Below are 24,414 nucleotides of genomic sequence, written 5' to 3'. Positions count from 1 at the left end.
GAAGCGTCTCCGCCCCTTCCCCACAGACCCGTGCTCGCGTTACTCTGCGCCACCCACAGCAGGTGTGTCGCAGCACTCTCGGTCGTACCCGCGCTTTCCGTGACAGCAGCAGGAACCTAGGAGGCTGAACGCATGTCGGATCGGATTCTCCACAAGGGCCTCAAGGCGAAGGTGATGTCCGCCGAAGAAGCCGCTGGGCTCATCCCCAACGGCGCCATCCTCGGGATGTCGGGCTTCACCGGCGCCGGCTATCCCAAGGCCGTGCCCATCGCGCTCTCCAAGCGCGCGATCGAGGAGCGGATGAAGGGCAAGGCCTTCAAGGTCACCGCCCTCACCGGCGCCTCCACCGGCCCCGAGCTCGACCAGGCCATGGGCCTGACGGAGTCGGTCAGCTTCCGCTTCCCGTACAACGGCGACGCGGTCATGCGGCAGAAGATCAACGAGGGCGTGATCGAGTACCAGGACATGCACCTGAGCCACGCCGGCTCGCTGGTGCGCTACGGGTACTACGGGCGCCCCGACAACAAGATCGACTTCGCCGTCATCGAGGTCACGAAGATCAAGGAGGACGGCTCGCTCGTCTTCTCGTCCTCGTGCGGCGCGAACACCGCCTACTTCGACGTCGCGGAGAAGTACATCCTCGAGGTCAACGAGTGGCAGGACGAGCGGCTCGAGGGGATGCACGACATCCTCGGCGTGACCGGCCGTCACGGTGAGCGGACGCCGATCCCGATCCTCCGGGCCGACGACCGCGTCGGGTCGCCCACGCTCAAGATCGACGTGTCGAAGGTCGCGGCGGTGGTGATCACCAACAACCCCGACCGCAACGCGCCGTTCAAGGCCCCCGAGGCGGACCACAAGCGGATCGCCCAGCACATCCTCGACTTCCTCGACGGCGAGGTGAAGGCCGGCCGGCTCCCGAAGAGCCTCACCCCGCTGCAGTCGGGCGTCGGCAACATCGCGAACGCGGTGCTCGTCGGCCTGAACGAGGGGCACTTCGAGAACATGATGAGCTACACCGAGGTGATCCAGGACGGCATGCTGGACCTCCTCGACTCCGGCAAGCTCAAGATCGCGTCGGCGACGGCGTTCTCGGTCTCGCCCGAGGGCCAGGAGCGCTTCAACAAGAACATCGAGCGCTACCGCAAGCAGATCATCCTGCGCCCGCAGGACGTGTCGAACCACCCCGAGGTCATCCGCCGCCTGGGCTGCATCGCGATGAACGGCTTCGTCGAGGCCGACATCTACGGCCACGTGAACTCGACCCACATCGTGGGCAAGGGCATCGAGAACGGCATCGGCGGGTCGGGCGACTTCGCCCGCAACTCGGCGTACACGATCTTCATGTCCCCGTCGGTCGCGAAGGGCGGGAAGATCTCGGCCATCGTCCCGTTCGCGTCGCACATCGACCACACGGAGCACGAGGTCAACGGCATCGTGACCGAGTACGGCTTCGCCGACCTGCGCGGGAAGAGCCCGAAGCAGAAGGCGAAGGAAGTCATCGAGAAGTGCGCGCACCCGGACTGGCGCCCGATCCTCTGGGACTACTACAACCGCTCGCTGAAGGGCGGCAGCTTCGGGAAGCACACGCCGCACATGCTCAAGGAGGCGTTCTCGTTCCACACGCGCTACCTCGAGACGGGCGACATGCGCCCGAAGAAGTAGCCAGCCTCCGATAGACCGTCGCATCCGCGGCGGCCGTCCTCCCGGGCGGCCGCCGCGCGCTTTTTCCGGCGGCGCGCCCCCGCCGGCGCGCTAGGCTCGCGCCATGCCCGAGCTCGACCTGCAGCGCGCGATGGACACCGCCCGCGCGGCGGTGGAGGCCGCGTCCGCGGCCAGCCTCGCCCACTTCCGCCGCGGCGTGCGCGTGGAGCGCAAGCCGGACCGCAGCCCGGTCACCGCGGCCGACCGCGAGTCGGAGGCGGCGGTGCTGGCGGTGGTGCGGGCCGCGTTCCCCGACCACGGCTTCCTGGGCGAGGAGACGGGCGAGCACGCGGGCGCCGGCGAGACCCGCTGGATCGTGGACCCGCTCGACGGCACCAAGGGCTTCACCCGAGGGCGCGGCTTCTGGGGCCCGCTGGTGGCGTGCGAGCACCGCGGCGAGATCGTGGCCGGGGCCATGGCCCTGCCCGCGCTGGGCGAGGCGTACTGGGCCGCCCGCGGCCAGGGCTGCTGGCTCCGCGCCGGCGACGCGGCCCCGGCGCGGCTGCGCGTCTCCGGCCTCGCCGCCTGGGAGGACGCCACGCTGTCGCTGGGCGAGCCGCACGTGCTGTTCCGCCCGCCCATGCTGGAGCGCGTCGCGGCGCTGGCCATCTCGGCGCAGGCGGCCCGCTGCTACGGCGACCTGGCCGGCTGCGCGCTGGTGCTGAAGGGCGAGGCCGAGGCCTGGATCGAGGCGGGCGTGAACCTGTGGGACCTCGCGCCGCTGAAGATCCTGGTGGAGGAGGCCGGCGGCCGCTTCACCGACCTCGACGGGACGCCGACGGTCGCGTCGGGGAGCTGCGTGGCGTCGAACGGCCGGGTGCACGACCACGTGCTCCGGGCGCTCGCGGGGCGGTGAGCAGCTTGCGGACGATGGGCCGCGTCGGGCTGCGCCGCAGCACCTCCTCGAAGCCCGCGGCGCGGAAGGTGGACGCGAGGCCGGTGTAGAGGAACGCGGAGGCGGTCGCGCCGCGCGGGTCCACCGGGTAGGCCTCGAGGATGCTCGCCCCCGCCCCCCGGGCGTGCCGCTCGGCGGCCTCGACGAGCGCGCGGGTCACGCCGCGCCGGCGGTGCGAGCGCGCCACGTAGAAGCAGGTGATGGACCAGACCGGCTCCGCGTCCACCGGGGCCAGGATCCGCGAGACGCCGAGGCGCGGGTACTCGGCGCGCGGCGCGAGCGCCACCCAGCCCACCGGCGTCTCGCCGTCGTAGGCGAGCAGCCCGGGGACGTCCCCCGCCGCCACGCGCCCTCGGAGCGCGCGGCGGTTGCCCTCCCCCTTCCCCGCGTCGAACGCGGCGCGCGGGAGCCGCCACCACATGCACCAGCAGCCCGCGCAGGCGCCGTTCGGGCCGAACAGCCGCTCCAGATCGGCCCAGCGCTCCGGGCTGGCCGGGCGGATCTCCAGGTGCCCCCCGGTCATTGCACCCGCCGGAACAGGTCCACCACCGCGCCGGCCCGGCCGGCCACGCGGGCCCGGCCCCTGGCCCACTCGCGCAGCGCCTTGATCTGCTCCTCGTAGGTCCGGAACAGCGGGACCAGGTCCTGCGCCACGCGCCGGAGGTCGGCGGTCTCCAGCTCGCGCCCGAGCGCGTAGGCGCGGTGCAGCGCCCCGATCACCACCTGCTCCAGCTCCGCGCCCGAGTAGTCGGCGCACAGCTCGGCGATGGCCGCCACGTCCACCGCCCCGGGCTCGCGGCCGCGGCGCCGCAGGTGCAGCGCCAGGATCTCGCGGCGCGCCTCGAGGTCCGGGAGGTCCACGAAGAACAGCTCGTCGAAGCGCCCGCGGCGCAGCAGCTCCGGCGGCAGCCGCGACACGTCGTTGGCGGTCGCCACCACGAACACCGGCCCCTTGCGCTCCTGCAGCCAGGTGGAGAACGCGCCCAGCAGGCGCGCCGCGCGCGGCTCGCCGCCGTCGCCGGGCGCGCTGCCCGCGAACCCCTTCTCGATCTCGTCCACCCAGAGCGCCACCGGCGCGAGCGCCTCCGCCGCCTCCAGCGCGCGCGCCAGCCCCTCCTCGGCGCCGGACTGCGCGCCCAGCACCCGCGGCAGGTCGAGCCGCAGCACCGGCACCCCCAGGCGCGCCGCGGCCGCCTTGGCCGCGAGCGACTTCCCGCAGCCCTGCACGCCCACGAGCAGCACGCCGCGCGGCGGCGGGAGCCCCCAGCGCGAGGCGTCGGGATCGAACGCGAGCGCGCGCTCGTCCATCCATGCCTTGAACGCGCCGAGCCCGCCCAGGTCCTCCGGGCGCTCCGTCGCCTCGACCAGCTCGAGGCCGAGGTCGCGCGCGAGCAGCCGCTTCTTCTCGGCCGCCACCGCGGCGATGCCCTCCGGCCCCAGCGCCGCGTCCCGGCGCAGCGCGCGGGTGAACGCGCGGCGCGCCTGCGCCTCCGAGAGCCCGCGGGCCGCCACCAGCGCGCGGTGGCGCACCTCCGCCCGGAGCGGCGGCGGCGCGGCCGGGTGCGCGAGGCCGGCCTGGACCACCTCGAGCAGCGCGCCCAGCTCGGCGTCGTCGGGCAGCGGCACGCGGATCACCGCGGCGTCGGTGCCGAGCCCGTCCGGCAGCGCCAGGCGCGGCGCCACCACCGCGAGGCACCGCCCCTCGGCCGCCAGGCGGGGCAGCACGTCGCGGAGCTGGCGCGCCACCGCCGGCGAGGCGAGCGCGTGGTGGAAGTCGAGCGCCACCGCCAGGAACGGGGCCGGCGCGCGCAGCAGCGCGTCGAGCAGCGCCGCCGGCTCCTTGGCGCCGGGCGCCACCGGGTCGAGCCCGCGGTGCGAGGACCACACGGCGCAGCGCGCGTCGAACGCGGCGGCCGCCGCCTGGCAGGCGGCAACGGCCCGGTCCTCCTCCGGCGTGACCAGGTAGAGGATCGGGGTGCCGGCCGACCACAGCTCGGCGATCTCGGAGGAGACGCTCATGGCTCGCTCACCGGTGGTGCAGGGATCCGCGCCGGCCCGCTCACGGCGCCGCCTCGGCGTCGGCGGTGGCGCGCATCGCCTCCTCGAAGGACGTGACGCCCGCGGCCACCTTGCGGACCGCGTGATCGCGCAGCGGGCGCAGCCCGTCCTGCCGGGCGGTGCGGAGCAGCACCTCGGGCGTGGCGCCCTCCGCCACCAGGTGGCGCAGCCGCGCGTTGACCGGGAGGACCTCGAAGATGCCGCTCCGCCCGTAGTAGCCGGTGAACCGGCACTTGGGGCACCCGCGGCCCCGGCGGGCCAGCAGCTTGCCGGCGTGGTCCTCGGGGTGCGGCACGCCCAGCGCGTGCACCTCGTCGGCGGTGAGCGGCACGTCCTCGGCGCAGGACGGGCACACCTGCCGGACCAGCCGCTGCGCGGCGATGCCGGTGAGCGTGGCGGCGATGAGGAAGCTCGGCACGCCCAGGTCGCGCAGGCGCGCCACCGCGCTGACCGTGTCGTTCGTGTGCAGCGTGGTCAGCACCATGTGCCCGGTGAGCGCCGCCTGCACCGCCTGGGTGGCGGTCTCGGCGTCGCGCACCTCGCCCACCATCACCACGTCCGGATCCTGGCGCAGCACGTGGCGCAGCGCCTCGGCGAAGCCGGTGCCGGTCTTCTGGTTCGCGGCGATCTGGTTGAAGTCCTCGTGGACCATCTCGATGGGATCCTCGATGGTCACGACGTTCACCTCCGGCGACGCGAGCGCCTGCAGCGCGGAGTAGAGGGTCGTGGTCTTCCCGCTGCCGGTGGGGCCGGTCACGATCACCAGCCCGTGCGGGCGGAGCAGCCAGCGCTCGAACTGGTCGCGCTCGTCCGGGAGGAACCCCAGCTCGGAGAGGTCGCGCACCAGCACCGTCGGGTCGAGCACGCGGATCACCACCTTGTCGCCGAAGGTGGTGGGGACGGTGGAGACGCGCAGCTCCATCTCGGCGTCGCCGCGGGCGGTGCGGATGCGCCCGTCCTGCGGGCGCTTCAGCGCGATGTCGAGCCGGCTCATGATCTTGAACCGGTTGGCGATGGCCCCGTGCACGGCCTTCGGGATGCGGTGGACCGGGTGGAGCACCCCGTCGATCCGCATGCGGATGATCGACTCCTCCCGGCGCGGCTCGAGGTGGATGTCGCTGGCGCGCTGCTCGAACGCGTAGTGCAGCAGGTACTCGACCGCCGCGACCACCGGCTCGCTCGACGCCTCCAGCGCGTCGATGCCGGACAGGTTCACGAACTGCTCGAGGTTGGTGACGTCCGGGGCGCCGCCGCCGCCCTCCAGCTCGACGCGCGCCTGCGAGATCTGCTGGCGGAAGCCGTAGACCTCGGCGATGGCCCGGTGGATGTCGGAGGGCGAGGAGAGGACCGGCTCGACCTCGGCGCCGGTCAGGCCGCGCAGGTTCTCGAGCAGCTCGCGGTCGAACGGGTTCGCGGCCGCCACCACCAGCGAGCCGTTGCGGCGCTCCAGCGGGAGCACCGCGTGCTTGCGCGCGAAGGGGCGCGACAGCGTCCGGGTGATGAGCTGGGCGTCGAGCTTCAGCGGGTCGATCTTGCGGTAGGGGATCCCCACCGCCTTCGCCACCGCCTGCGTGGCCTTGTCCTCGTCCACGGTCTCGGCGTCGCGCCGGGCGTCCGGGAACTCGAACGACGCGAGCACCTCGATCGGCGAGAGCTCGGCGCGCCGCAGCGCCCGCCCGCCGCTGCGGGAGGCGCCGTCGCGGAGCAGGCGCGCGCGCTGCACGCCCTCGCGGGCGGTGGCGGTGCGGCGCGCGTCGTCGGTGAGGATCCCCTCCCTGGCGAGGAGATCGGCCACGAACTCCAGGGTGTAGTCGGTAGCGCGGTAGGTCCTTGGCACGCCGCGGGATTCTACCGCGCCGCCGCCGCGCCACCCAGCGCGCGCACCGGGCGGCGTGTGGGTGCGGCGACGCCGGCGTGCGCGCGCCCCGGCGATGGGTTCCTGGGAGGGGGACTCGCCCGACCGGGCGAGCGGCTCAGATGCCTCAACCGACCGGGCCGCAGCCGCGCGCGGGCGCGCCGCCGCCGTCCGAGCCGGTCCGCGCCGCCGCCGGGCGGGACATCTGCCGGGACACCTCGCGGCCGTTGCACGCGGGGCACGCGACCTCGGCCTCGTCGGACCGCCGGATGATGAGCGTCTCGAAGGACTTGCCGCAGCGGGCGCAGGCGTACTCGTAGATGGGCATCGCGCGGGGTGGGAGCCGGCTCGAGGCGGAAGGGTTCAGCCGCGGGCGGGCGCAGGCCGCCCGCTCGCCGGCGGCGCCCGGCGCTCGCGCAGCACCTCCGCCGCCTCCGCCTCGATGGTGCTCCGGGCCAGGGTGATCGAGGCGATGACCAGCACCGCCATGGCGGCCAGCATCGCCACCCCGAGGCCGAACACCAGCACCGGCAGCTCCGGCGGGACCGACCAGTAGGCCTGGCCCAGCCACAGCAGGGAGGTGACCACGAACGCGAAGAGGGCGCCGTAGTTGAGGAGCAGCGCCCGGGAGTAGAGGCCGTGGCGGCGGTCCAGCACCGCCACCTGCTCCGCCACCGCGCCCCGCCGCGCCGCGTGCGGCGGCAGCGCCCGCCACTCGCGCGCCAGGTCGCGGAGCCGGGCGGCCATGCGCGCGGCCTGGTTGTCGAGGCCGAGCGCGATGAGGCCGCAGGCGGAGACCATCACCGCCGGCGTCACCGCCGCCGCGATCTGCTGGAGCGCGCCCACCGGCGTCCAAGATGCACACGGGCGGGCGCGCTGCCGGGGCGCCCCCCTCCCCCGCGGCCGGGCGGGCGGGCGCCGGGCGCTACCGGCGCCGGCCGCCCTTGCCGGCGCGGGCCGCCCGGCGGGGGCGGGGCGCCTCGGGCGCGGACGGGCCCGGCGTGCCCATGAGCCGCGCGCGATCCCGGTCGTACAGGCGGATCGCGTCGCGCAGCACCTCGAGCGCCTCGGAGCGCCCCTGCGGCGCGCGGACCAGCACCTTCTTGTTCTCGAGCGCCTTGTAGTCCTGGAAGAACCGCTGCAGCTCGCGCAGCCGGTGCTGCGGCAGCTCCGAGACGTCCGTGTAGTCGGCGTAATTCGGGTCGTCGGCGTGGACCGCGATGAGCTTGTCGTCCTGGCCCTTGTCGTCGCGCATCTGCATCACGCCGATCACCTTCGCCTGCATGATCGCGAGCGGCTGGATCTGCTCGGAGCAGAGCACCAGGATGTCGAGCGGATCGCCGTCGTCGCAGTAGGTGCGCGGCACGAAGCCGTAGTTCGCCGGGTAGTGCACCGCGGAGAACAGGATCCGGTCCACGAGCAGCAGCCCGGACTTCTTGTCCAGCTCGTACTTCACCTTCGAGCCGGTGGGGATCTCGATGATGGCGGGGATCGGATCCTCGACGAAGCGAGGCAGCTCCACGTCGTGCCACGGGTGATAGGCCACTGCGGGGATTCCTTTCAGGGGCGCGGGCGCGCCGGATCAGATGCCCGCGCCGTGCGCGAAGCGCTGCTCCCGGACCTCGGCCTGGGTGACGCGGCTGCCGGGCGGCAGGCTCGAGGTGACCCAGACGTTGCCGCCCACCGACGACCCCTTGCCGATGGTGATCCGGCCGAGGATGGTGGCGCCGGCGTATACCACGACGTCGTCCTCGACGATGGGGTGCCGGTCGATTCCCTTGATCGGGTTGCCGTTCTCGTCGAGCGGGAAGCTCTTCGCGCCGAGCGTGACGCCCTGGTACAGCCGCACCCGGTCGCCGATGACCGAGGTCTCGCCGATCACCACGCCGGTGCCGTGGTCGATGAAGAAGCGCTCGCCGATCCGCGCGCCGGGGTGGATGTCGATGCCGGTGAGCGTGTGCGCGTGCTCGGTGATGATGCGGGGGATGAGCGGCACGCCCAGCACGTGGAGCTCGTGGGCGATGCGCTGGCTGGTCACCGCCATCATCCCCGGGTAGGCGAAGATCGCCTCGTCGCGGCTCTTCAGCGCCGGGTCGCCCTCGTAGGTGGCCTCCACGTCGGAGGCGACCAGCCGGCGGATCTCCGGCATGCGCCCGAGGAACGCCTTGGTGACGGCCTGCGCCTCCTCGAAGCAGTGCGTGCAGCCGTTCAGGTCGTGCCGCTCCGTGAACGCGAACCCGCGCCGGATCTGCTCCTCCAGCGCGCGCATGGCGCGCGCCAGGGTGGCGCCCACGAAGTAGTGCAGGCTCTCGTCGTGCAGGTCGCTGGTCCCGAAGTAGCCCGGGAACAGCACCGCCCGCAGGTCCTCCACCACGCGGATGACCGCCTCGCGCGACGGCAGCGTCACCCGCCCGCCGGCGCCGAACGCCGCCGCGGCGTCGCGGCAGAGCGCGTCCACCACCGGCGCGAGCGCCACCTGGTCCACCGCCGGAGCCGCCGGAGCCTTCACGCCGTCGCTCACTTCACGTCCTCCCAGAGCCAGGTCGAGAGGTAGCGCTCCCCGGTGTCCGGCAGGACCGCCACCACCAGCTTGCCCGCGTTCTCCGGCCGCCGCGCGACCTCGCGCGCGGCCCAGGCCACCCCGCCGTCGGAGATGCCGGAGAGGAGCCCCTCCTCGCGGCAGAGCCGCCGGGCCATGTCGCCGGCGTCCTCGTGACGGACGGTGACGATCTCGTCGAGGAGCTTCGTGTCCAGCACCTTCGGCACGAACCCGGCGCCCCAGCCCTGGATCTTGTGCGGCCCGGGCTTGCCGCCGGAGAGCACCGGCGAGTCCGCCGGCTCGGCGGCCACGATGCGGATCGACGGCTTGCGCGGCTTCAGCACCTGCGCGCAGCCGGTCACGGTGCCGCCCGTCCCGGTGGCGCACACCAGCACGTCCACCTCGCCGTCGGTGTCGCGCCAGATCTCCTCGGCGGTGGTGCGCCGGTGGACCTCGGGGTTGGCCGGGTTCTCGAACTGCTGGAGGACGAGGTACCGCGGGTCCTTCGCGGCGAGCTGCTCGGCGCGCTGGATGGCGCCCTTCATCCCCTCGGGGCCGGGCGTCAGGATGAGCTCCGCCCCGAGCGCCGCCAGCAGCTTGCGCCGCTCGACGCTCATGGTCTCGGGCATGAGCAGCGCGAGCTTGTAGCCCTTGGCCGCGGCGACGCACGCGAGGCCGATGCCGGTGTTGCCGCTGGTGGGCTCGAGCAGGATCGTGTCCGCCTTGATCCGCCCCTCGCGCTCGGCCGCCTCGATCATGGAGAGGCCGATGCGGTCCTTCACGCTGCCGGCCGGGTTCTGCATCTCCAGCTTGGCCGCGACCACCGCCCCGGCCCCGTCCATCACGCGGTTCAGCCGCACCAGCGGCGTGTTGCCGATGAGCTTCGTGACGTCGTCCGCGATCCGCATGTCGTCTCCTCGGGAGCCCCGACCTTATCAAACCGGCCGGTCGCCGTCCGACTTAAGCGGCGGGCTCCGGGGACGCATCCTCGTCGGCCAGCGCGGCGTCGATCTCCGCCTCGGTGGCGGCGATCGCCGCGTCCGGGATCGCCTCCGCGGGACCCCCCGCAGGCGTCCCCTCCGGCGCGCCGGACGGCTCGTCCGCGGCGGCCGGCGGCGCGTCCGGCCGGTGGAAGAACGCGTGGACGGCCGCCGCCTGCCTCGGCCCGAAGCCCTCCACCTGCGCGATCTCCTCGGGCGTCGCCTCCCGCACCCGGCGCAGCGCGCCGAAGTGGCGCAGCAGCGCCCGCTTGCGGCCCTCGCCGATCCCGGGGATCTCCTCGAGCACGCTCTGGAAGTTCCGCTCGCGCCGCAGCTTCCGGTGGAAGGTGATCGCGAAGCGGTGCGCCTCGTCGCGCAGCCGCGCCAGCAGGAACAGCTCGGCGGAGTTCTGCCGGAGCACCACCGGGTCCTTGCGGCCGGGCAGGAACACGCGCTCCGGGCTGCGCGCCAGCTCGGACACGAAGCCCTTCTCCGCCGCCTCGGCGGCGTCCGCCAGGCGCGCCTCCGCGCGCCGCCCGCGCCGCGCCACCACCCGCGCCGTCCCGAGCGCCGGGCCGTCCACCAGCCGGCTCTTCGCGAGCCCCACCAGCTCCACGAACGGCGCGTCGGGGTTGCCTGGCGACGGGCGCGTCGGCACGCCCAGGTCCTTCGCCGCCGCCAGGGCCGCGTTGAGCTGGCCCTTGCCGCCGTCGATGACGATCAGGTCGGGCAGCTGCCCTTCCCCGAGCGCCCGCCGCAGGCGGCGGGTGACGACCTCGTGCAGCATGGCGAAGTCGTCCTGCCCCGCCACCGCCTTCACCTTGTACCGGCGGTAGTTGGCCTTGTCCGGCTCGCCGTCCTTCATCGACACGCCGGAGCCGACCGCGAGCGCGCCCTGGAACGTCGAGATGTCGTAGCACTCCATCCAGCGCGGCGGCCGCGCCAGGTGCAGCGCCTTCGCCAGCGACGCCAGCGCCTGCTCGCGCCGCTCGTCGTGCTCGTGCCAGGCCCGGAACCCCTGCTCCGCGTTGCGGCGGGCCACGTCGAGCAGGTCGGCCTTCGCGCCGCGCTGCGGGGTGAGCAGCCGCACCCGCCGCCCGCGCCGCTCCGAGAGCACGTCGGCGAGCGCCTCGGCCTGGACCGGCTCGAGCGGCACCAGGATCTCGTCCGGCGCGTCGGTGTGCTCGTAGTAGAGCGACAGGAACGAGGACAGGATCTCCTCGGCGGGGAACTCCTGCTCGCGGAACGGGTGCGCCTGCGCGTCCTGGAGCTTGCCGGCGCGCATGGAGAGGACCTGGACCACCAGGTCCGGCCCCTCGCGGTAGAGGCCGATGACGTCGCGGTCGCCGCGGTCCGACATCAGCACCCGCTGCTTCTCGAGGCTCCGCTCCACCGCCTGGAGCTGGTCGCGCAGCCGCGCCGCCTCCTCGAACCGCAGCCCCTCCGCCGCGCCCGCCATGCGCCCGCGCAGCCGCTCCACCAGCTCGCCCTCGCGGCCCTCCAGGAACTCCACCGCGTCCTCGACCGACTGCCGGTACTCCTCCGCCGGCACCTCGTACACGCACGGCGCCGGGCAGCGGTGGATCTGGTACAGGATGCAGGGCCGCTTGCGGTGGTCGAAGACGTGGTCGCTGCAGGTGCGGAGCTGGAAGTGGCGGTTCACCATCCGCAGCGTCTCGCGGATCGACGACGCGGAGGAGTACGGGCCGAAGTAGCGCGCGCCCGGCTGCCGCTTCTCCCGCGCGCGCCGCACCTCCAGGCGCGGGTACGGGTGGCGCTCGTCCAGCTTCAGGACGATGAAGTCCTTGTCGTCGCGCAGCCGCACGTTGAAGCGCGGCCGGTGCTTCTTGATGAGCTCGTTCTCGAGGAGCACCGCCTCCTTCTCGGAGCGGGTGACGATCACCTCGAGGTCGCCGAGCAGCCCGTCGAGCAGCGCCACGAACGCGCGCTGGTCGCCGCGGCCGGCGTCGAAGTACGAGCGCACGCGCGAGCGGAGGCTGGACGCCTTGCCGACGTAGACCACCTCGCCGGCCCGGTCCTTCATCAGGTAGCAGCCCGGCTCGGCGGGCAGCTCGTCCAGCTTCCTGCGCAGGTTCGCGTCCATCCGGGCAAGGAATTACCCGGAAACCGCGCCCGGATCACGCCCGTCCGCCCGGACGGGCGGCGGGCGGGCGCCCGCGCGGCGCCGCCCACCGGGTGTCGCCCCGCTACCGCAGCGCGGCGGCGACGGCCTCGACCTGCGCCGCGGAGAGGTCCTTCAGGCCGGCCATCGAGGCCAGGCCGGAGATGGCGGCGGAGATCTGCGTGGCGGTGCGGCCCCGGACCGCCGAGCCGGCCAGGGCGCCGTGGCAGGGCGCGCAGCGCGCCGCGTACAGCGCCGCGCCGTCCGGCGCCGGGGCGGCGGGGTCGGCGGCCGGGCCGGACGGGACGCGGGCCGCGACCTGCTCGGCGGTGAGCGAGGCGCCGTAGTGGTACACGATCTCCGGGCCGCCGTACCCGGCGCCGCCGTCCGGCAGGTGCTCCGCCTCGACGAACGCGGGGTGCGGCTGCGCGTTCACGAACGCCGCCACGTCGAGCGCCTCCTGGTCCGTCAGCGTGAGCTCCTCCGCCGGCGGCATGTTGAACTGGATCCAGCTGCCCGCCTGGACGTCGTTCGCCATCCCCGCGCCCTTGTTGTAGGCGCGCTCGCCCCAGACCGGCGGCGCGCCCACGATGCCCTCCCCGTGCACGCCGTGGCACGGCGCGCAGCGCGAGTCGTAGATCGACGCGCCGTTCGCGGCCACCGCCTTGCCGGCGAGCGCCATGGCCTTGATGGCGGGGTTCGGGAAGGACCGGTTGAGCGACGACACCGCGCGGTCCGGGTTCGGCTCGAGCGGGAACCCCTGCGACAGCCAGTTGATGTACGAGACGATGGCGAGCAGCGCCTCCGAGTTCTCCGGCAGCCGCGTCCCGTTCATGCTCCGCATGAAGCAGCCGTTGACGCGGTCCTGCAGCGTGATCACCCCGCCGTCGCGGTCGTTGAACGCCGGGAACGACGCGGCGGCGCCGATGAACGTGGACGCGATGGCCTTCTTCCTCCCCGCGTCGAGGTGGCAGGAGCTGCAGGTGAGCCCCGACGCCCCGACGTACGGCGCCGTGAGCGGGTGGGTGTTCGTCTCGCGCAGGAGCTTCTCGCCGAGCTCGATCATGTAGGCGAGCTCCTGGCGCGTGCCGGTGCTCCGCGGGAGCGCCGAGGGCGGGTCCGGCATCGCCGCCACCTCGGCCCGGCGCGCGGCGAGGTACGCCGCCTGAGGATCCGCCGGCGCGGGCGCCGGCTGCGGGTCGGCGGGGGACGGCGCCGCCGCGGTGGCGGTGCGCGAGCGCGACTCGCTGCAGGCCGCGAGGGAGAGGATCGCCGCGACGAGCGCGGCGGGACGGGACGCACGGAGCACGGTGGCCTCCTTCGCCGGGCGAGGTGCCGGCCTGGCCCGCCTGGCGGGCACGGCCGATGCCTCTTTCCAGGCGCGTGCCGCCGAGGCTCCGGTGGTAAGCTCCCGCCGTCGCAAGCGGATTTTTACCGCGCGCCGCCGGGGCCGCGCCGGAGGATTGCAGGATGCAACGCGAGGACGCGCCGAGGTTGCAGCAGCGCAACGCTCCCGGCCGCCGGACCGGCATCGGCGCGCGGATGCTCGCGACGATGCTGGCGGTGGGCATCCCGTCCTTCGTCGCGTTCTCGCTGGTCGTCCTCGGCGTCGCCGAGGGCCTGCTGCGCAGCCGCACCGAGTCGCACATCCGGACGCTCGCCGCCGGGTCGGCGCGCGAGGTCCAGGAACTGGTCCGGCACGGCGAGCGCACCGCGGCCGCCCTGGCCGCCTCGCCCGAGGTGGCCGCCGCGCTCGCGGCCGCGGAGCGTGGCCGGCCGGATCGCGCCGCGTTCGCGGCGGTCGAGGCGAGCTTCCTGGCGGCGCAGCGGCTCGACCCGGCCCTGCAGGCGGTCCGCGTCGTGGACGCCGAGGGGAACGAGGTCCTCAAGGTCCGCGAGGGCAAGGTCGGCGCCGCCGCCTCGGAGCGGCGCGGGCCGCTCGGCCTGCCCGCCATCCAGTCGATCCGCGGCCGCCCGTTCTTCGAGGAGGCGGTCCGCGCGGCGCCCGGGACCGTGATCGTCTCGAACCTGGAGCGCGGGCGGGTGGAGGGCGAGGAGGCGTGGTGCCCGGCGATGGTCCGCTTCGCGACGCCGCTGTCGTTCCCGTCGGGCGCCCGCGCCGGCGTGCTGGTCGTGAACGTCTGGGGCGCCCAGGTCGGCGCCATGCTGACCCGGCTCGTCCCGCCCGAGCAGGGCTCCGCGTTCCTGGTGGAGCGGAACCTCGCGGACGCGGAGCGATCCGGGATCTACCTGTTCCACCCCGAAGGCGGCTGCGAGTTCGGGAACCAGACCGGGACGCACGTCACCGCCTGGAAGCAGTACCCCCGCGACGTGGTCCGGTCGTGGATGACCACCGGCTCCGGGCTCGCCGTCGAGCCCGCGACCGGCGACCTCCTCGCGCACGTCTACTACTCGCCCTACGCGCGCGAGGACCGCGGGTGGGTGATCGTGCTGGCGGCGCGCGAGGCCCACTTCGCGCGCCCGGTGGCGCGGCTGCGCGCGACCGTGGTCGGGCTCTCGGTCGTGGTGCTCGCCGGCATGGTGCTCGCGGCGCTGCTCATGTCGCGCACGCTCACCCGGCCGCTGCGATCGCTGGCCGACGGCGTCCGCCGCCTGGGCGAGGACCTCTCGGTGCGCGTGCCGGTGGGCGGCGGCCGGGAGATCGCGGGGGTGGGCGAGGCGGTGAACCGGATGGCCGCGGTGATGCGCGAGCACCTCGCCGAGCGCGAGCGCTCCGAGCGGCAGCTCCGCGAGACCGAGAAGCTGGCCTCGATCGGCGAGATGGCGGCCGGCCTCGCCCACGAGCTCAACACGCCCCTCTCGAACATCCGGGCGCTCGCGTCGCTGGCGAAGCGGGACCTCGAGGCCGGGCCGGCCGACCCGCGCGCGCTCTCGCAGGACCTCGCCGACGTGACCGAGCAGACGCGCCGGTGCAGCGCCATCATCCAGGGCCTGCTCCGCTTCGCGCGGCGGCAGCCGCCCGCGCTCGCCGCCCACGACGTGGACGCGCTGGTGCAGGGCGCGCTGGAGCTGGTCCGGCTGCGGGCCGAGGGCAAGGGGGTGGCGCTCGCGTTCCAGCCGGGGCCGGCGCGGCCCACGGTGGTGGACGCCGCGCAGCTCGAGCAGGTGTTCGTGAACCTGCTGCTGAACGCGATCGACGCGTCCGGCCCCGGCGGGCGGGTCGAGATCTCGACCGCCGCCGCGGACGGGCGGGTCTCGGTGCGCGTGACCGACCACGGCCCCGGCATCGCCCCCGAGCATCTGCCCCGCATCTTCGACCCGTTCTTCACGACCAAGGAGGTCGGCCAGGGCACCGGGCTCGGCCTCTCGGTCAGCTACGGCATCGTGCGCAGCCACGGCGGCGCGCTGCGGGTGGACTCCGCCCCGGGCCGCGGCGCGACGTTCACCGTCGAGCTCCCGGCGGAGGCCGCCTGATGGCCCGCGTGCTGGTGGTGGACGACGACCCCGTCGCGCAGCGCGTGCTGGTCCGGCTGCTCTCGCCGGCGCACGAGGTGCGCGCGTTCGGCGAGCCGGCCGCGGCGCTGCGCCACCTCGCCGAGCACGGCGCGGACGCCGTGCTCACCGATCTCCGCATGCCCGGGCTCGACGGCATCCAGGTCCTGGCGCGGGCGCGCGAGCTCGACCCCGAGGTGCTGGTGTTCGTGATCACCGGCCACTCCTCGCTCCCGAGCGCCGTCGAGGCGATCAAGCGCGGCGCGGAGGACTACCTGGCGAAGCCGTTCGAGCCGGAGGACGTGGTGCTCCGCCTCGACCGCGCGCTGGAACGGCGGCGCCTGGTGGCCCGGGTGCGGCTGCAGGACGAGGCGGCGGCGCCGGGCGGCCCGGACGGCGCGCTCCTGTCCGCGCACCCGCGCATGGCGCCGATCCTGGAGGTCGCGCGCCGGGCGGCGCGCACCGACTCGACCGTGCTGATCCAGGGCGAGACCGGCGTCGGGAAGGAGGTCTTCGCCCGGCTGCTGCACGCGTGGAGCCCGCGGGCGGGGCGCGCGTTCGTGGCGGTCAACTGCGGCGCGCTCTCGGCGGCGCTGCTGGAGAGCGAGCTGTTCGGGCACGAGCGGGGCGCGTTCACCGGCGCGGTGACCCGGCGCGCCGGGTACTTCGAGGCGGCCGACGGCGGCACCATCCTGCTCGACGAGATCGGCGCGACCACGCCGGCGTTCCAGGTGCGCCTCCTGCGCGTGCTGCAGGAGCGGACGGTGCAGCGGGTGGGCGGCACCGCGCCCATCCCGGTGGACGTGCGCGTGATCGCCGCCACCCACGAGCCCCTGGAGCGCGCCGCGCGCGAGGGGCGGTTCCGGCAGGACCTCTACTACCGCCTCGGCGTGGTGACGCTGGCGATCCCGCCGCTGCGCGAGCGGCGCGAGGACGTCCCCGCGCTGGCCGGGCACTTCCTGCGCAAGCACCGGCACGTGAACCCCGCCGTCGGCGGCATCTCGCCGGAGGGGCTCGCGAAGCTCGCCGCCTACGACTACCCCGGCAACGTCCGGGAGCTCGAGAACGTGATCGAGCGCGCCCTGATCCTCGAGTCCGGGCCGCTGCTCTCGCCCGCCTCGCTGCTGGTCGGCCCCGCGGCCTCGCTGGCCGGCGCCGCGGAGGCGCCGGCGGAGGCGCCCGAGCCGCTCGCCATGGACGACGCGGAGCGCGAGCACGTCCTGCGCGTGCTGGAGCGCTGCGGCAGCCGGCGCGCCGAGGCGGCGCGGGCGCTCGGGATCGACAAGTCCACGCTCTGGCGCAAGCTGAAGCGCTGGGGCCTGCAGGACTGAGGGTCAGCGCCGGCGCCGGCGCTGCATGGGGCGCTTCGCCCCGCGCAGCTTGCCCATCGCGGCCGCGCTCGCCACCGCGCCGCTCCCGAGCGAGCCCCGCGACCCGGCGGCGCGCGCCGGCAGCCCGAGCTGCAGGTCCTTGAGCGCCTGCACCCGGTCGCGCAGCTGCGCGGCCTTCTCGAACTCGAGGGCGCGGGCGGCGTCCTGCATCTCCCGCTCGAGCGCCGCGACGATCTCGGGCAGCTGCTCGGGCCGGTACTCGGCGCCCTCCTCGGCCGCGAGCGGCACGGTGACGTAGTCCGCCTCGACCACCGCCATCCCGAGGTCGCTGATGTTGCGCTTCACCGTGGTGGGCGTGATCCCGTGCTCGGCGTTGTAGCGCTCCTGGATCTCGCGGCGCCGGGTGGTCTCGTCGATGGCCTGGCGCATCGAGGCGGTGATCGCGTCGGCGTAGAGCAGCACCCGGCCGTTCACGTTGCGGGCGGCGCGCCCGATGGTCTGGATGAGCGAGACCGAGGAGCGCAGGAAGCCCTCCTTGTCCGCGTCGAGCACCGCCACCAGCGAGACCTCGGGGATGTCGAGCCCCTCGCGCAGCAGGTTGATGCCGATGAGCACGTCGAACTCGCCGCGGCGCAGGTCGCGGATCACCGCGCTCCGCTCCAGCGTGTCGATGTCCGAGTGCAGGTAGCGGCAGCGCACGCCCACGTCGGTGAAGTACTCCGTGAGATCCTCGGCCATGCGCTTGGTGAGCGTGGTCACGAGCACCCGCTCCCCCGCCTCGGCGCGCTTGCGCACCTCGCCGAGCAGGTCGTCCACCTGCGAGCCCACCGGGCGGACCTCGATCTGCGGGTCCACCAGGCCGGTGGGGCGGATGAGCTGCTCCACCACCACGCCCTGCGCCTGCTCCAGCTCGTACGCGGCGGGCGTGGCCGACACGTAGACGGCCTGCTTCACGAGCGCCTGGAACTCCTCGAACTTGAGCGGCCGGTTGTCGAGCGCCGAGGGGAGCCGGAACCCGAACTCGACCAGCGTCTCCTTGCGCGAGCGATCGCCCCGGTACATCGACCCGATCTGCGGGACGGTCTGGTGCGACTCGTCGATGACGAGCAGGAAGTCCTTCGGGAAGTAGTCGAGGAGGCACGGCGGTGGATCGCCCGCCTTCCGCCCGGAGAGCCAGCGCGAGTAGTTCTCGATGCCCGGGCAGAAGCCCATCTGCTCCAGCATCTCCAGGTCGAACATCGTCCGCTGCTCGAGGCGCTGCGCCTCCACCAGCTTGTTCGCCGCCTTCAGCTCGCCGAGCCGCTCGCGCAGCTCCTCGCGAACGCCGGAGATGGCGCGCGCCCGGACCTCCGGCGCCGAGACGTAGTGGCTGTTCGGGAAGATGGCGACCTTGTCCAGCTCGGCCAGCGTGACGCCGCGGAGCGGGTCGAACTCGTGGATGGACTCGACCACGTCGCCGAAGAACTCGATGCGGACGGCGCGGTCCTCCTCGTACGGCGGGAACACCTCGATGGTGTCGCCGCGCACCCGGAACGTGCCGCGGTGGAAGTCGAGGTCGTTCCGCTCGTACTGGATGTCGATGAGCGAGCGGATGAAGCGGTCGCGCAGGAACTCCTGGCCGCGCTCGAGCCGCTGCAGCAGGCCGTGGTAGGCCTCGGCGGTGCCGAGGCCGTAGATGCACGACACCGAGGCCACGATGAGCACGTCGTTCCGGGTGAGCAGCGCGTGCGTCGCCGCGTGGCGCATCCGGTCGATCTCGTCGTTGATGGACGAGTCCTTCTCGATGTACGTGTCGGTCGAGGGGACGTACGCCTCGGGCTGGTAGTAGTCGTAGTAGCTGACGAAGTAGTGCACCGCGGCGGTCGGGAAGAGCTCCTTGAACTCGGCGTAGAGCTGGGCCGCCAGCGTCTTGTTGTGGGCGATGACCAGCGTCGGGCGCTTCACCTCGGCGACCACGTTCGCGACGGTGAAGGTCTTCCCCGAGCCGGTGACGCCGAGCAGCACCTGGTGGCGCTCGCCGCGGCGCAGGCCGTCGGTCAGCTCGGCGATGGCCCGCGGCTGGTCGCCGGTGGGCTGGTACTCGCTCTGGATCTCGAAGGGCACCGCGGGAATGTAACAGCCCTCCCCGACGGGTTCAGCGGCCGCTTGCCGCGCGCTCCCCGCCCCCTTCCGTCCCCACCCAGAGTAATCTGGGAGCCCCGTTCCGGGAGGCCCCATGCACCCGCTCGCCCGCGCCGTCCTCGCCGCCCCGCTCGCGCTCGCGCTCGCCGCCTGCAGCGGGAGCTCGAAGACCTCGTGCCCCGCCGGCCAGACCGACTGCGGCGGCGCCTGCGTGGACCTCCAGTCGAGCACGGTCCACTGCGGCGCGTGCCTCCACGCGTGCGCGGCGGGCGCGGCCTGCACGGCCGGCGCGTGCGCCTGCCCCGCCGGGCAGATCGCCTGCGCCGGGCGGTGCGTGGACCCGGCCACCGACGCCGCGAACTGCGGGGGCTGCGGCCACGCCTGCGGGCCCGGCACGTGCGCCGGCGGCGCCTGCGCGTGCGCGGCGGGGGCGAGCGCCTGCCCCGGCGCGAACCCGGAGTGCGTGGACCTCCAGGCGGACCCGGCCCACTGCGGCGCCTGCGACGTGGCGTGCAGGCAGCCGGCGCCGGACTGCGCCGCCGGGAGCTGCGCCTGCAGCCCGCCGCGGACCGCCTGCGGCGCGGCCTGCACCGACACGCGCATCGACGCGTCGAACTGCGGCGGCTGCGGCAACGTCTGCCCGCTCACGAACGACGTGTGCCTGGGCGGCTCCTGCCAGTGCCCGGACGCCCTGCCCGACGTCTGCCCGGCGGCCGGCTCGCCGCAGACCTGCGTCAGCCTGGCGCACGACGAGAGGAACTGCGGCACGTGCGGCCACGCCTGCGCCGCCGGCCAGACCTGCGTGGACGGGACCTGCGCGTGCCCGGCGGGCAAGGTCGTGTGCGGGACGGGGAGCGCCGCGATCTGCACCGACCCCCTGTCCGACCCGGCGAACTGCGGGACCTGCGGGACCGCCTGCGCGCCGGGCACCGCCTGCAGCGGCGGCCGCTGCCTGTGCCCGGTCGGCGCGCCGCTGGCCTGCGGCGGGAGCTGCTGCCCGGGCACCGGCTGCTGCGAGGCCGGGACCGCCTGCCAGACCGCCCACGACAACGGCCTCGGCCAGACGTACTACGACTGCGGCGCGCTGGACGAGCACACCCAGGCCCAGGCCGTGCTCGCGGCGAAGGCCTGGAGCGGCACGGGCATGACCTACGACGGGAACACGATCTGCGGGACCTTCTGCCTCTGCCGGGAGACGGGCACCCAGGCGGCGGTCTGGTGCTACGCCGGCAGCCCGATGAAGGGGCTCGCGACCGTCAGCAACGTCGGGTCCTGCGCGATCGCCACCTGCCCCTTCGCGGGCGGGGTGGCCTGGCACTAGCCGGGGCCGCTCCCCCCGCAACCTGCTCGACTTTTCACCACCCTGCGGCTACGTTACAGGCGTCCCACGCCTCTGGCGCGGCTCGGGGCCGACGGGAAGTGCATCCCGGACGAACACGGAAAGAAGTGTGCAGATGGCGAGTGGTACTGTGAAGTGGTTCAATGACGCGAAGGGCTTCGGCTTCATCTCCCAGGACGGTGGCGGCGAGGACGTGTTCGTCCACCACACCGCGATCGTCGCCGAGGGCTTCCGCAGCCTGCAGGAAGGGCAGCGGGTGGAGTTCGAGGTGAAGAAGGGCCCCAAGGGGCTGCAGGCCGCGAACGTCCGGGGGGCGTAACCCCGGTCGGAGTCGCAGTGTCGTGAGGGCCCGGCCGCTCGGCCGGGCCTTCGCGCTTTAGGCCCCCAACCTCGAAGGAGCGCACACCATGGCCTTCCACCCCGGAGCGACCAAGCGGCAGAAGGAAGCGGCGCGGCGAGACAAGCAGCGCCACAAGGAAGAGAAGAAGGAGCAGCGCAAGCGCGAGAAGGCGACCCGCGAGACGAACCCGCTCTCGCCCGGCGAGGATCCCGACATCGCCGGCATCATCCCCGGGCCGCAGCCGCCGCTCGAGGACTGAGCGGGCGGAGCCGGCCGGCGCGGCGCGTCCCGCCCTACTCCACCTTCCACGTCGTGCCCTGCGGCCCGTCCATCAGGACGACGCCGCGGGCCAGGAGCCCGTCGCGGATGGCGTCGGAGCGCGCGAAGTCCTTCGCCGCCCGCGCCGCCGCGCGCTCCGCGATCAGGCGCTCCACCTCGCTCCCGTCGATGCCCCGCCGCGCCGCCGCCCGGTCGCGGATGGCGGAGAGCGCCTGCGCCGGCGGGCGGCCCAGGATGCCGAGCACCGCGCCCACCGCGCGCGCGCCGCGCGCGAACGCCGCCAGCCGCGCCTTCTCCTCGGGCGACTTCTTGCCCTTGCGGTCGGCGAGGGCGTTCGCCTCGGTGAACGCCTCGGCCACGATGCCGAGCACCTGCGGCGTGTTGAAGTCGTCGTCGAGCGCGGCGCGCGCCCGCTCCACGAACGCGGGCTCCGCGCCCGGCTCCACGCCCGCGCCCAGCCGCTCGGCCTTCTCCACCGTCTCGTAGAGCGCGGAGAGCCGGCGCTCCGCCTCGGCCAGCACCTGGTCGGAGAAGTTGAAGTCGCGGCGGTAGTGCGTGCCGAGCAGGAAGAAGCGCAGGGCCTCGCCGTCGAAGCGGGCCAGGACGTCGCGGATGGTGAAGAAGTTGCCGAGCGACTTCGACATCTTCTCGTCGTCGATCTGGACGAAGCCGTTGTGCATCCAGTACCGCGCGAAGTCCTCGGCGTGCAGGCCGTCGCTGGTGGCGGCCACCGACTGGGCGATCTCGTTGGTGTGGTGCGGGAACACCAGGTCCTTGCCGCCGGCGTGCAGGTCGATGGGCGCGCCCAGGTGCTTCTGCGTCATGGCCGAGCACTCGATGTGCCAGCCCGGCCGGCCCTTGCCCCAGGGCGAGTCCCAGGCCGGCTCGCCCGGCTTGGCCGCCTTCCACAGCGCGAAGTCGAGCGGGTCGCGCTTGGCCTCGCCCGGCTCCACCCGCGCCCCGGCGATGAGGTCGTCCAGGTTGCGCTTCGAGAGCCGCCCGTACTCGGGGAACTTGCGGACCGCGTAGTAGACGTCGCCGTTGCCGGGGGCGTAGGCGAAGCCGCGCTCCACCAGCCGGGCGATCAGCGCGACGATCTCCGGGATGTGGCCGGACACCCGCGGCTCGACGTCCGGACGCAGGTTCCCGAGCGCGTCCATGTCCTCGTGGAACGCGTCGGCGAAGCGCGACGCGAGCGCGATGGGATCCTCGCCGCGCTCGTTGGCGCGCTGGATGATCTTGTCGTCCACGTCGGTGAAGTTGCGGACGAACCTCACCTCGAGGCCGCGCGCGCGCAGGTGGCGGACCACCACGTCCCAGACCACGTAGCAGCGGGCGTGGCCGAGGTGCGAGTAGTCGTAGACGGTGGGCCCGCACACGTAGAGCCGCAGCTTGCCGGGCTCGAGGGGGACCAGCTCGCGCTTCTGCGCGGTCAGGGTGTCGTGGACCTGGATGCTCATCTCTGTCGTGTCCCGTGTCGTCGGCGGGGTCCCGCTCAGCCGGCCGCGCGCACCAGCAGGGCGATCGCGTGCGCGGCGACGCCCTCCTCGCGGCCGACGAAGCCCATCCCCTCGCCGGTGGTGGCCTTCACGTTGACCTGCGCCGGGGAGATCCCGAGCGCCCCGGCCAGCCGCGCGCGCATCTCCTCGGCGCGCGGCGCGATCTTGGGCCGCTTCGCGGCCAGCGTCACGTCGCAGTTCCCCACCCGCCAGCCGCGCTCGGCCGCCTTCGCGGCGATCTCGCGGAGCAGCGCCAGCGAGGAGACGCCCTTCCAGCGCGGGTCGGTGTCGGGGAAGTGCCGGCCGAGGTCGCCGAGCCCGGCCGCGCCCAGGATGGCGTCGCCGATCGCGTGCGCGCAGACGTCGGCGTCGGAGTGGCCGAGCAGCCCGTCGCCCTCGAACTCCACGCCGCCGAGCACCAGCCGGCGGCCCGGCGCGAAGCGGTGGGTGTCGTAGCCGACGCCCGTCGCGACCGGCGCCTCGAGCAGCGCGCGCGCGCGCCGCACGTCGTCCGGGCCGGTGATCTTGAAGTTCCCGGGCTCGCCCGGCACCAGCGTGACCGGGGCCCCGGCCGCCTCGACCAGCGCGCACTCGTCGGTGGCGGCGGAGGCGGACGGACCGGCCGCGGCGTAGGCCTGCTCGAGCACGGCGCGGCGGAAGCCCTGCGGCGTCTGCGCCAGCCAGACCGTGCGGCGGTCCAGCGTCTCGAGGACGCGGGGCACCTCGGCGCCGGCCTCGGCGCGCTTCACGGTGTCGGTGGCCGGCAGCGCCGCCAGCGCCGCGCCGTCGCGCGCGGCGGCCTCGGCCACGCGCCCCGCCAGCGCCGCGCTCGCGAACGGCCGGGCGGCGTCGTGCACGAGCACCACCGCGCCGTCTGCGGCGGCGAGCCCGTTCCGCACCGAGTCGGCCCGCGCCGGGCCGCCGGCCACGGCGCGCACCGGCTTCCCGAGCCCGGCCAGCTCCGCCTCGCCGCGCGCCTCGTCGCCGGGCGGCACGACCACCACCAGCCCGTCCACGGCGTCGCAGGCCGCGAGCACCCGCGCCGAGCGGCGCAGCACCGACTCGCCGCCCAGCACCAGCCACTGCTTGGCGACGCCGGCCCGCTGCCCCGAGCCGCCCGCCGCCAGGATCCCGATCACGCGCTCGCCGCGGATCACGTCGTCGCCTCCTCGCGGCGCGCGCGCCGCCCGTCCCCGCGGCGCCGGCTGGCACCGCCCCTGCTACCGCCGAGACGCGTGCCGCACCCGGGCCCAGACGTCAAGCGATCCGCGCCGAGACGCGACCGCCGCGCGGACTTCCGTCCGTGCGGCGGCCCCGGATCCCGCGGAGGGGGATCAGCAGTTGAAGATCTTCTTCAGGTCGTCCTCGACGTCCTGCTCGTCGCACGCCTTCGCGATGGCGAGCTCCTTGATGAGGAGCGAGCGCGCCGTGTCGAGCATCTTCCGCTCGCCGAACGAGAGGTCCTTGTCCGACCGGAGCAGGTAGAGGTCGCGCAGCACCTCGGCGATCTCGAACACGCTGCCGGTCTTGATCTTGTCCATGTACTCCCGGTAGCGGCGGTTCCAGGTGGTGGAGTCCACCGAGACCTCCTTCTCCCGGAGGATCCCGTAGACCCGGCGGACGTCCTTCTCCCCGATGATCTCCCGCAGGCCGACCGAGCCGACCTTGTTCATGGGGATCATGATCTTCATCCCGTTCTCCAGGATGCGGAGCACGTAGAACGACTGCCGCTGGCCGGCGACCTCCTTGTGCTCGATGCCCATGACCTCGCCGACCCCCTGTCCGGGGTAGACGGCCTTGTCCCCGACCTTGAAATTCGGGGCGACCTGAGTAGCCTGCGTTGCGGACATTCCTTCCTCCGCTCCACCGCCGGTGCCGATGGCCGACCGGACGGGTCGA

21 protein-coding genes are annotated in these 24,414 nt (G+C 74.2%); 7 read left to right on the top strand and 14 right to left on the bottom strand.

The genetic code is table 11. The features are described from left to right. Positions 1–132 precede the first annotated feature (132 nt). Positions 133–1,665, top strand: a complete 1,533-nt coding sequence (locus tag ADEH_RS06665) for an acetyl-CoA hydrolase/transferase family protein (protein WP_011420345.1) — start codon at positions 133–135, stop codon at positions 1,663–1,665. A 103-nt stretch (positions 1,666–1,768) separates the two neighbouring features. Next, positions 1,769–2,560: an inositol monophosphatase family protein gene (locus ADEH_RS06660; protein WP_011420344.1), complete on the top strand. Its 792-nt coding sequence runs from the start codon at positions 1,769–1,771 to the stop codon at positions 2,558–2,560. On the opposite strand, the gene ADEH_RS06655 is transcribed toward ADEH_RS06660, so the two are convergent. The 10 genes from ADEH_RS06655 to ADEH_RS06610 form a co-directional block, all read right to left on the bottom strand. Continuing rightward, entirely contained in the window at positions 2,460–3,122 is a 663-nt protein-coding gene (locus ADEH_RS06655) for a GNAT family N-acetyltransferase (RefSeq protein WP_011420343.1), read from the bottom strand. The genes ADEH_RS06660 and ADEH_RS06655 overlap by 101 nt on opposite strands. After that, positions 3,119–4,618, bottom strand: coding sequence for an AAA family ATPase (locus ADEH_RS06650; protein WP_011420342.1), 1,500 nt, complete (start codon positions 4,616–4,618; stop codon positions 3,119–3,121). The genes ADEH_RS06655 and ADEH_RS06650 overlap by 4 nt, the downstream gene beginning before the upstream one ends. A gap of 40 nt (positions 4,619–4,658) precedes the next feature. After that, positions 4,659–6,494 carry a GspE/PulE family protein gene (locus ADEH_RS06645; RefSeq protein WP_011420341.1) on the bottom strand — a complete coding sequence of 612 codons (1,836 nt, stop codon included), beginning with the start codon at positions 6,492–6,494 and terminating at the stop codon, positions 4,659–4,661. Between the two features lie 145 nt (positions 6,495–6,639). Further along, complete coding sequence (locus ADEH_RS06640) at positions 6,640–6,840, bottom strand: FmdB family zinc ribbon protein (protein ID WP_041453372.1); 201 nt, start codon at positions 6,838–6,840, stop codon at positions 6,640–6,642. Positions 6,841–6,875: 35 nt separating this feature from the next. Continuing rightward, positions 6,876–7,358, bottom strand: a complete 483-nt coding sequence (locus ADEH_RS06635) for a DUF2721 domain-containing protein (protein WP_041453371.1) — start codon at positions 7,356–7,358, stop codon at positions 6,876–6,878. A gap of 79 nt (positions 7,359–7,437) precedes the next feature. Continuing rightward, positions 7,438–8,058 carry an inorganic diphosphatase gene (locus tag ADEH_RS06630; protein WP_011420339.1) on the bottom strand — a complete coding sequence of 207 codons (621 nt, stop codon included), beginning with the start codon at positions 8,056–8,058 and terminating at the stop codon, positions 7,438–7,440. A 36-nt stretch (positions 8,059–8,094) separates the two neighbouring features. Further along, positions 8,095–9,033: a serine O-acetyltransferase EpsC gene (epsC, locus tag ADEH_RS06625; RefSeq protein ID WP_011420338.1), complete on the bottom strand. Its 939-nt coding sequence runs from the start codon at positions 9,031–9,033 to the stop codon at positions 8,095–8,097. Then, positions 9,030–9,959: a cysteine synthase A gene (gene cysK / locus ADEH_RS06620; RefSeq protein WP_011420337.1), complete on the bottom strand. Its 930-nt coding sequence runs from the start codon at positions 9,957–9,959 to the stop codon at positions 9,030–9,032. The genes epsC and cysK overlap by 4 nt, the downstream gene beginning before the upstream one ends. A gap of 52 nt (positions 9,960–10,011) precedes the next feature. Next, a complete protein-coding gene (uvrC, locus tag ADEH_RS06615) occupies positions 10,012–12,135 on the bottom strand; it encodes an excinuclease ABC subunit UvrC (RefSeq protein WP_011420336.1) in 2,124 nt (707 codons plus the stop codon). A 103-nt stretch (positions 12,136–12,238) separates the two neighbouring features. Beyond that, entirely contained in the window at positions 12,239–13,462 is a 1,224-nt protein-coding gene (locus ADEH_RS06610; protein WP_011420335.1) for a c-type cytochrome, read from the bottom strand. 161 nt (positions 13,463–13,623) lie between these two features. Here ADEH_RS06610 and ADEH_RS06605 point away from each other — a divergent pair, with 161 nt between their 5' ends. Both ADEH_RS06605 and ADEH_RS06600 read left to right on the top strand, forming a co-directional pair. Next, positions 13,624–15,588, top strand: coding sequence for a sensor histidine kinase (locus tag ADEH_RS06605; protein WP_157061340.1), 1,965 nt, complete (start codon positions 13,624–13,626; stop codon positions 15,586–15,588). Continuing rightward, positions 15,588–16,937 (top strand): sigma-54-dependent transcriptional regulator, encoded by a 1,350-nt coding sequence (locus ADEH_RS06600; RefSeq protein WP_011420333.1) that lies wholly within the window; start codon positions 15,588–15,590, stop codon positions 16,935–16,937. The genes ADEH_RS06605 and ADEH_RS06600 overlap by 1 nt, the downstream gene beginning before the upstream one ends. 3 nt (positions 16,938–16,940) lie before the next feature. Here the strand turns inward: ADEH_RS06600 and uvrB are convergent, their stop codons facing one another. Next, positions 16,941–19,040, bottom strand: a complete 2,100-nt coding sequence (gene uvrB, locus ADEH_RS06595) for an excinuclease ABC subunit UvrB (protein ID WP_011420332.1) — start codon at positions 19,038–19,040, stop codon at positions 16,941–16,943. 112 nt (positions 19,041–19,152) lie between these two features. Here uvrB and ADEH_RS06590 point away from each other — a divergent pair, with 112 nt between their 5' ends. From ADEH_RS06590 to ADEH_RS06580, 3 genes are all read left to right on the top strand, one after another. Further along, positions 19,153–20,379, top strand: coding sequence for an MXAN_6577-like cysteine-rich protein (locus tag ADEH_RS06590; protein WP_041453370.1), 1,227 nt, complete (start codon positions 19,153–19,155; stop codon positions 20,377–20,379). 133 nt (positions 20,380–20,512) lie between these two features. Beyond that, entirely contained in the window at positions 20,513–20,716 is a 204-nt protein-coding gene (locus ADEH_RS06585) for a cold-shock protein (protein WP_011420331.1), read from the top strand. Positions 20,717–20,804: 88 nt separating this feature from the next. Continuing rightward, positions 20,805–20,996 (top strand): hypothetical protein, encoded by a 192-nt coding sequence (locus ADEH_RS06580; RefSeq protein WP_041453369.1) that lies wholly within the window; start codon positions 20,805–20,807, stop codon positions 20,994–20,996. A gap of 34 nt (positions 20,997–21,030) precedes the next feature. Here ADEH_RS06580 and cysS read toward each other — a convergent pair whose 3' ends face one another. The 3 genes from cysS to ADEH_RS06565 all read right to left on the bottom strand — a co-directional run bounded on the left by cysS (position 21,031) and on the right by ADEH_RS06565 (position 24,365). Further along, positions 21,031–22,476, bottom strand: coding sequence for a cysteine--tRNA ligase (gene cysS, locus ADEH_RS06575; RefSeq protein WP_011420330.1), 1,446 nt, complete (start codon positions 22,474–22,476; stop codon positions 21,031–21,033). A 35-nt stretch (positions 22,477–22,511) separates the two neighbouring features. After that, complete coding sequence (gene ispF / locus ADEH_RS06570) at positions 22,512–23,672, bottom strand: 2-C-methyl-D-erythritol 2,4-cyclodiphosphate synthase (RefSeq protein ID WP_011420329.1); 1,161 nt, start codon at positions 23,670–23,672, stop codon at positions 22,512–22,514. A gap of 177 nt (positions 23,673–23,849) precedes the next feature. Continuing rightward, positions 23,850–24,365: a CarD family transcriptional regulator gene (locus ADEH_RS06565; RefSeq protein ID WP_011420328.1), complete on the bottom strand. Its 516-nt coding sequence runs from the start codon at positions 24,363–24,365 to the stop codon at positions 23,850–23,852. Positions 24,366–24,414 lie beyond the last annotated feature (49 nt).

The organism is Anaeromyxobacter dehalogenans 2CP-C, assembly GCF_000013385.1.
Taxonomy (GTDB): Bacteria; Myxococcota; Myxococcia; order Myxococcales; family Anaeromyxobacteraceae; genus Anaeromyxobacter; species Anaeromyxobacter dehalogenans_B.
The sequence above is the reverse complement of the archived record's forward strand: the minus strand, read 5'-3'. Positions and strand labels throughout refer to the sequence as shown.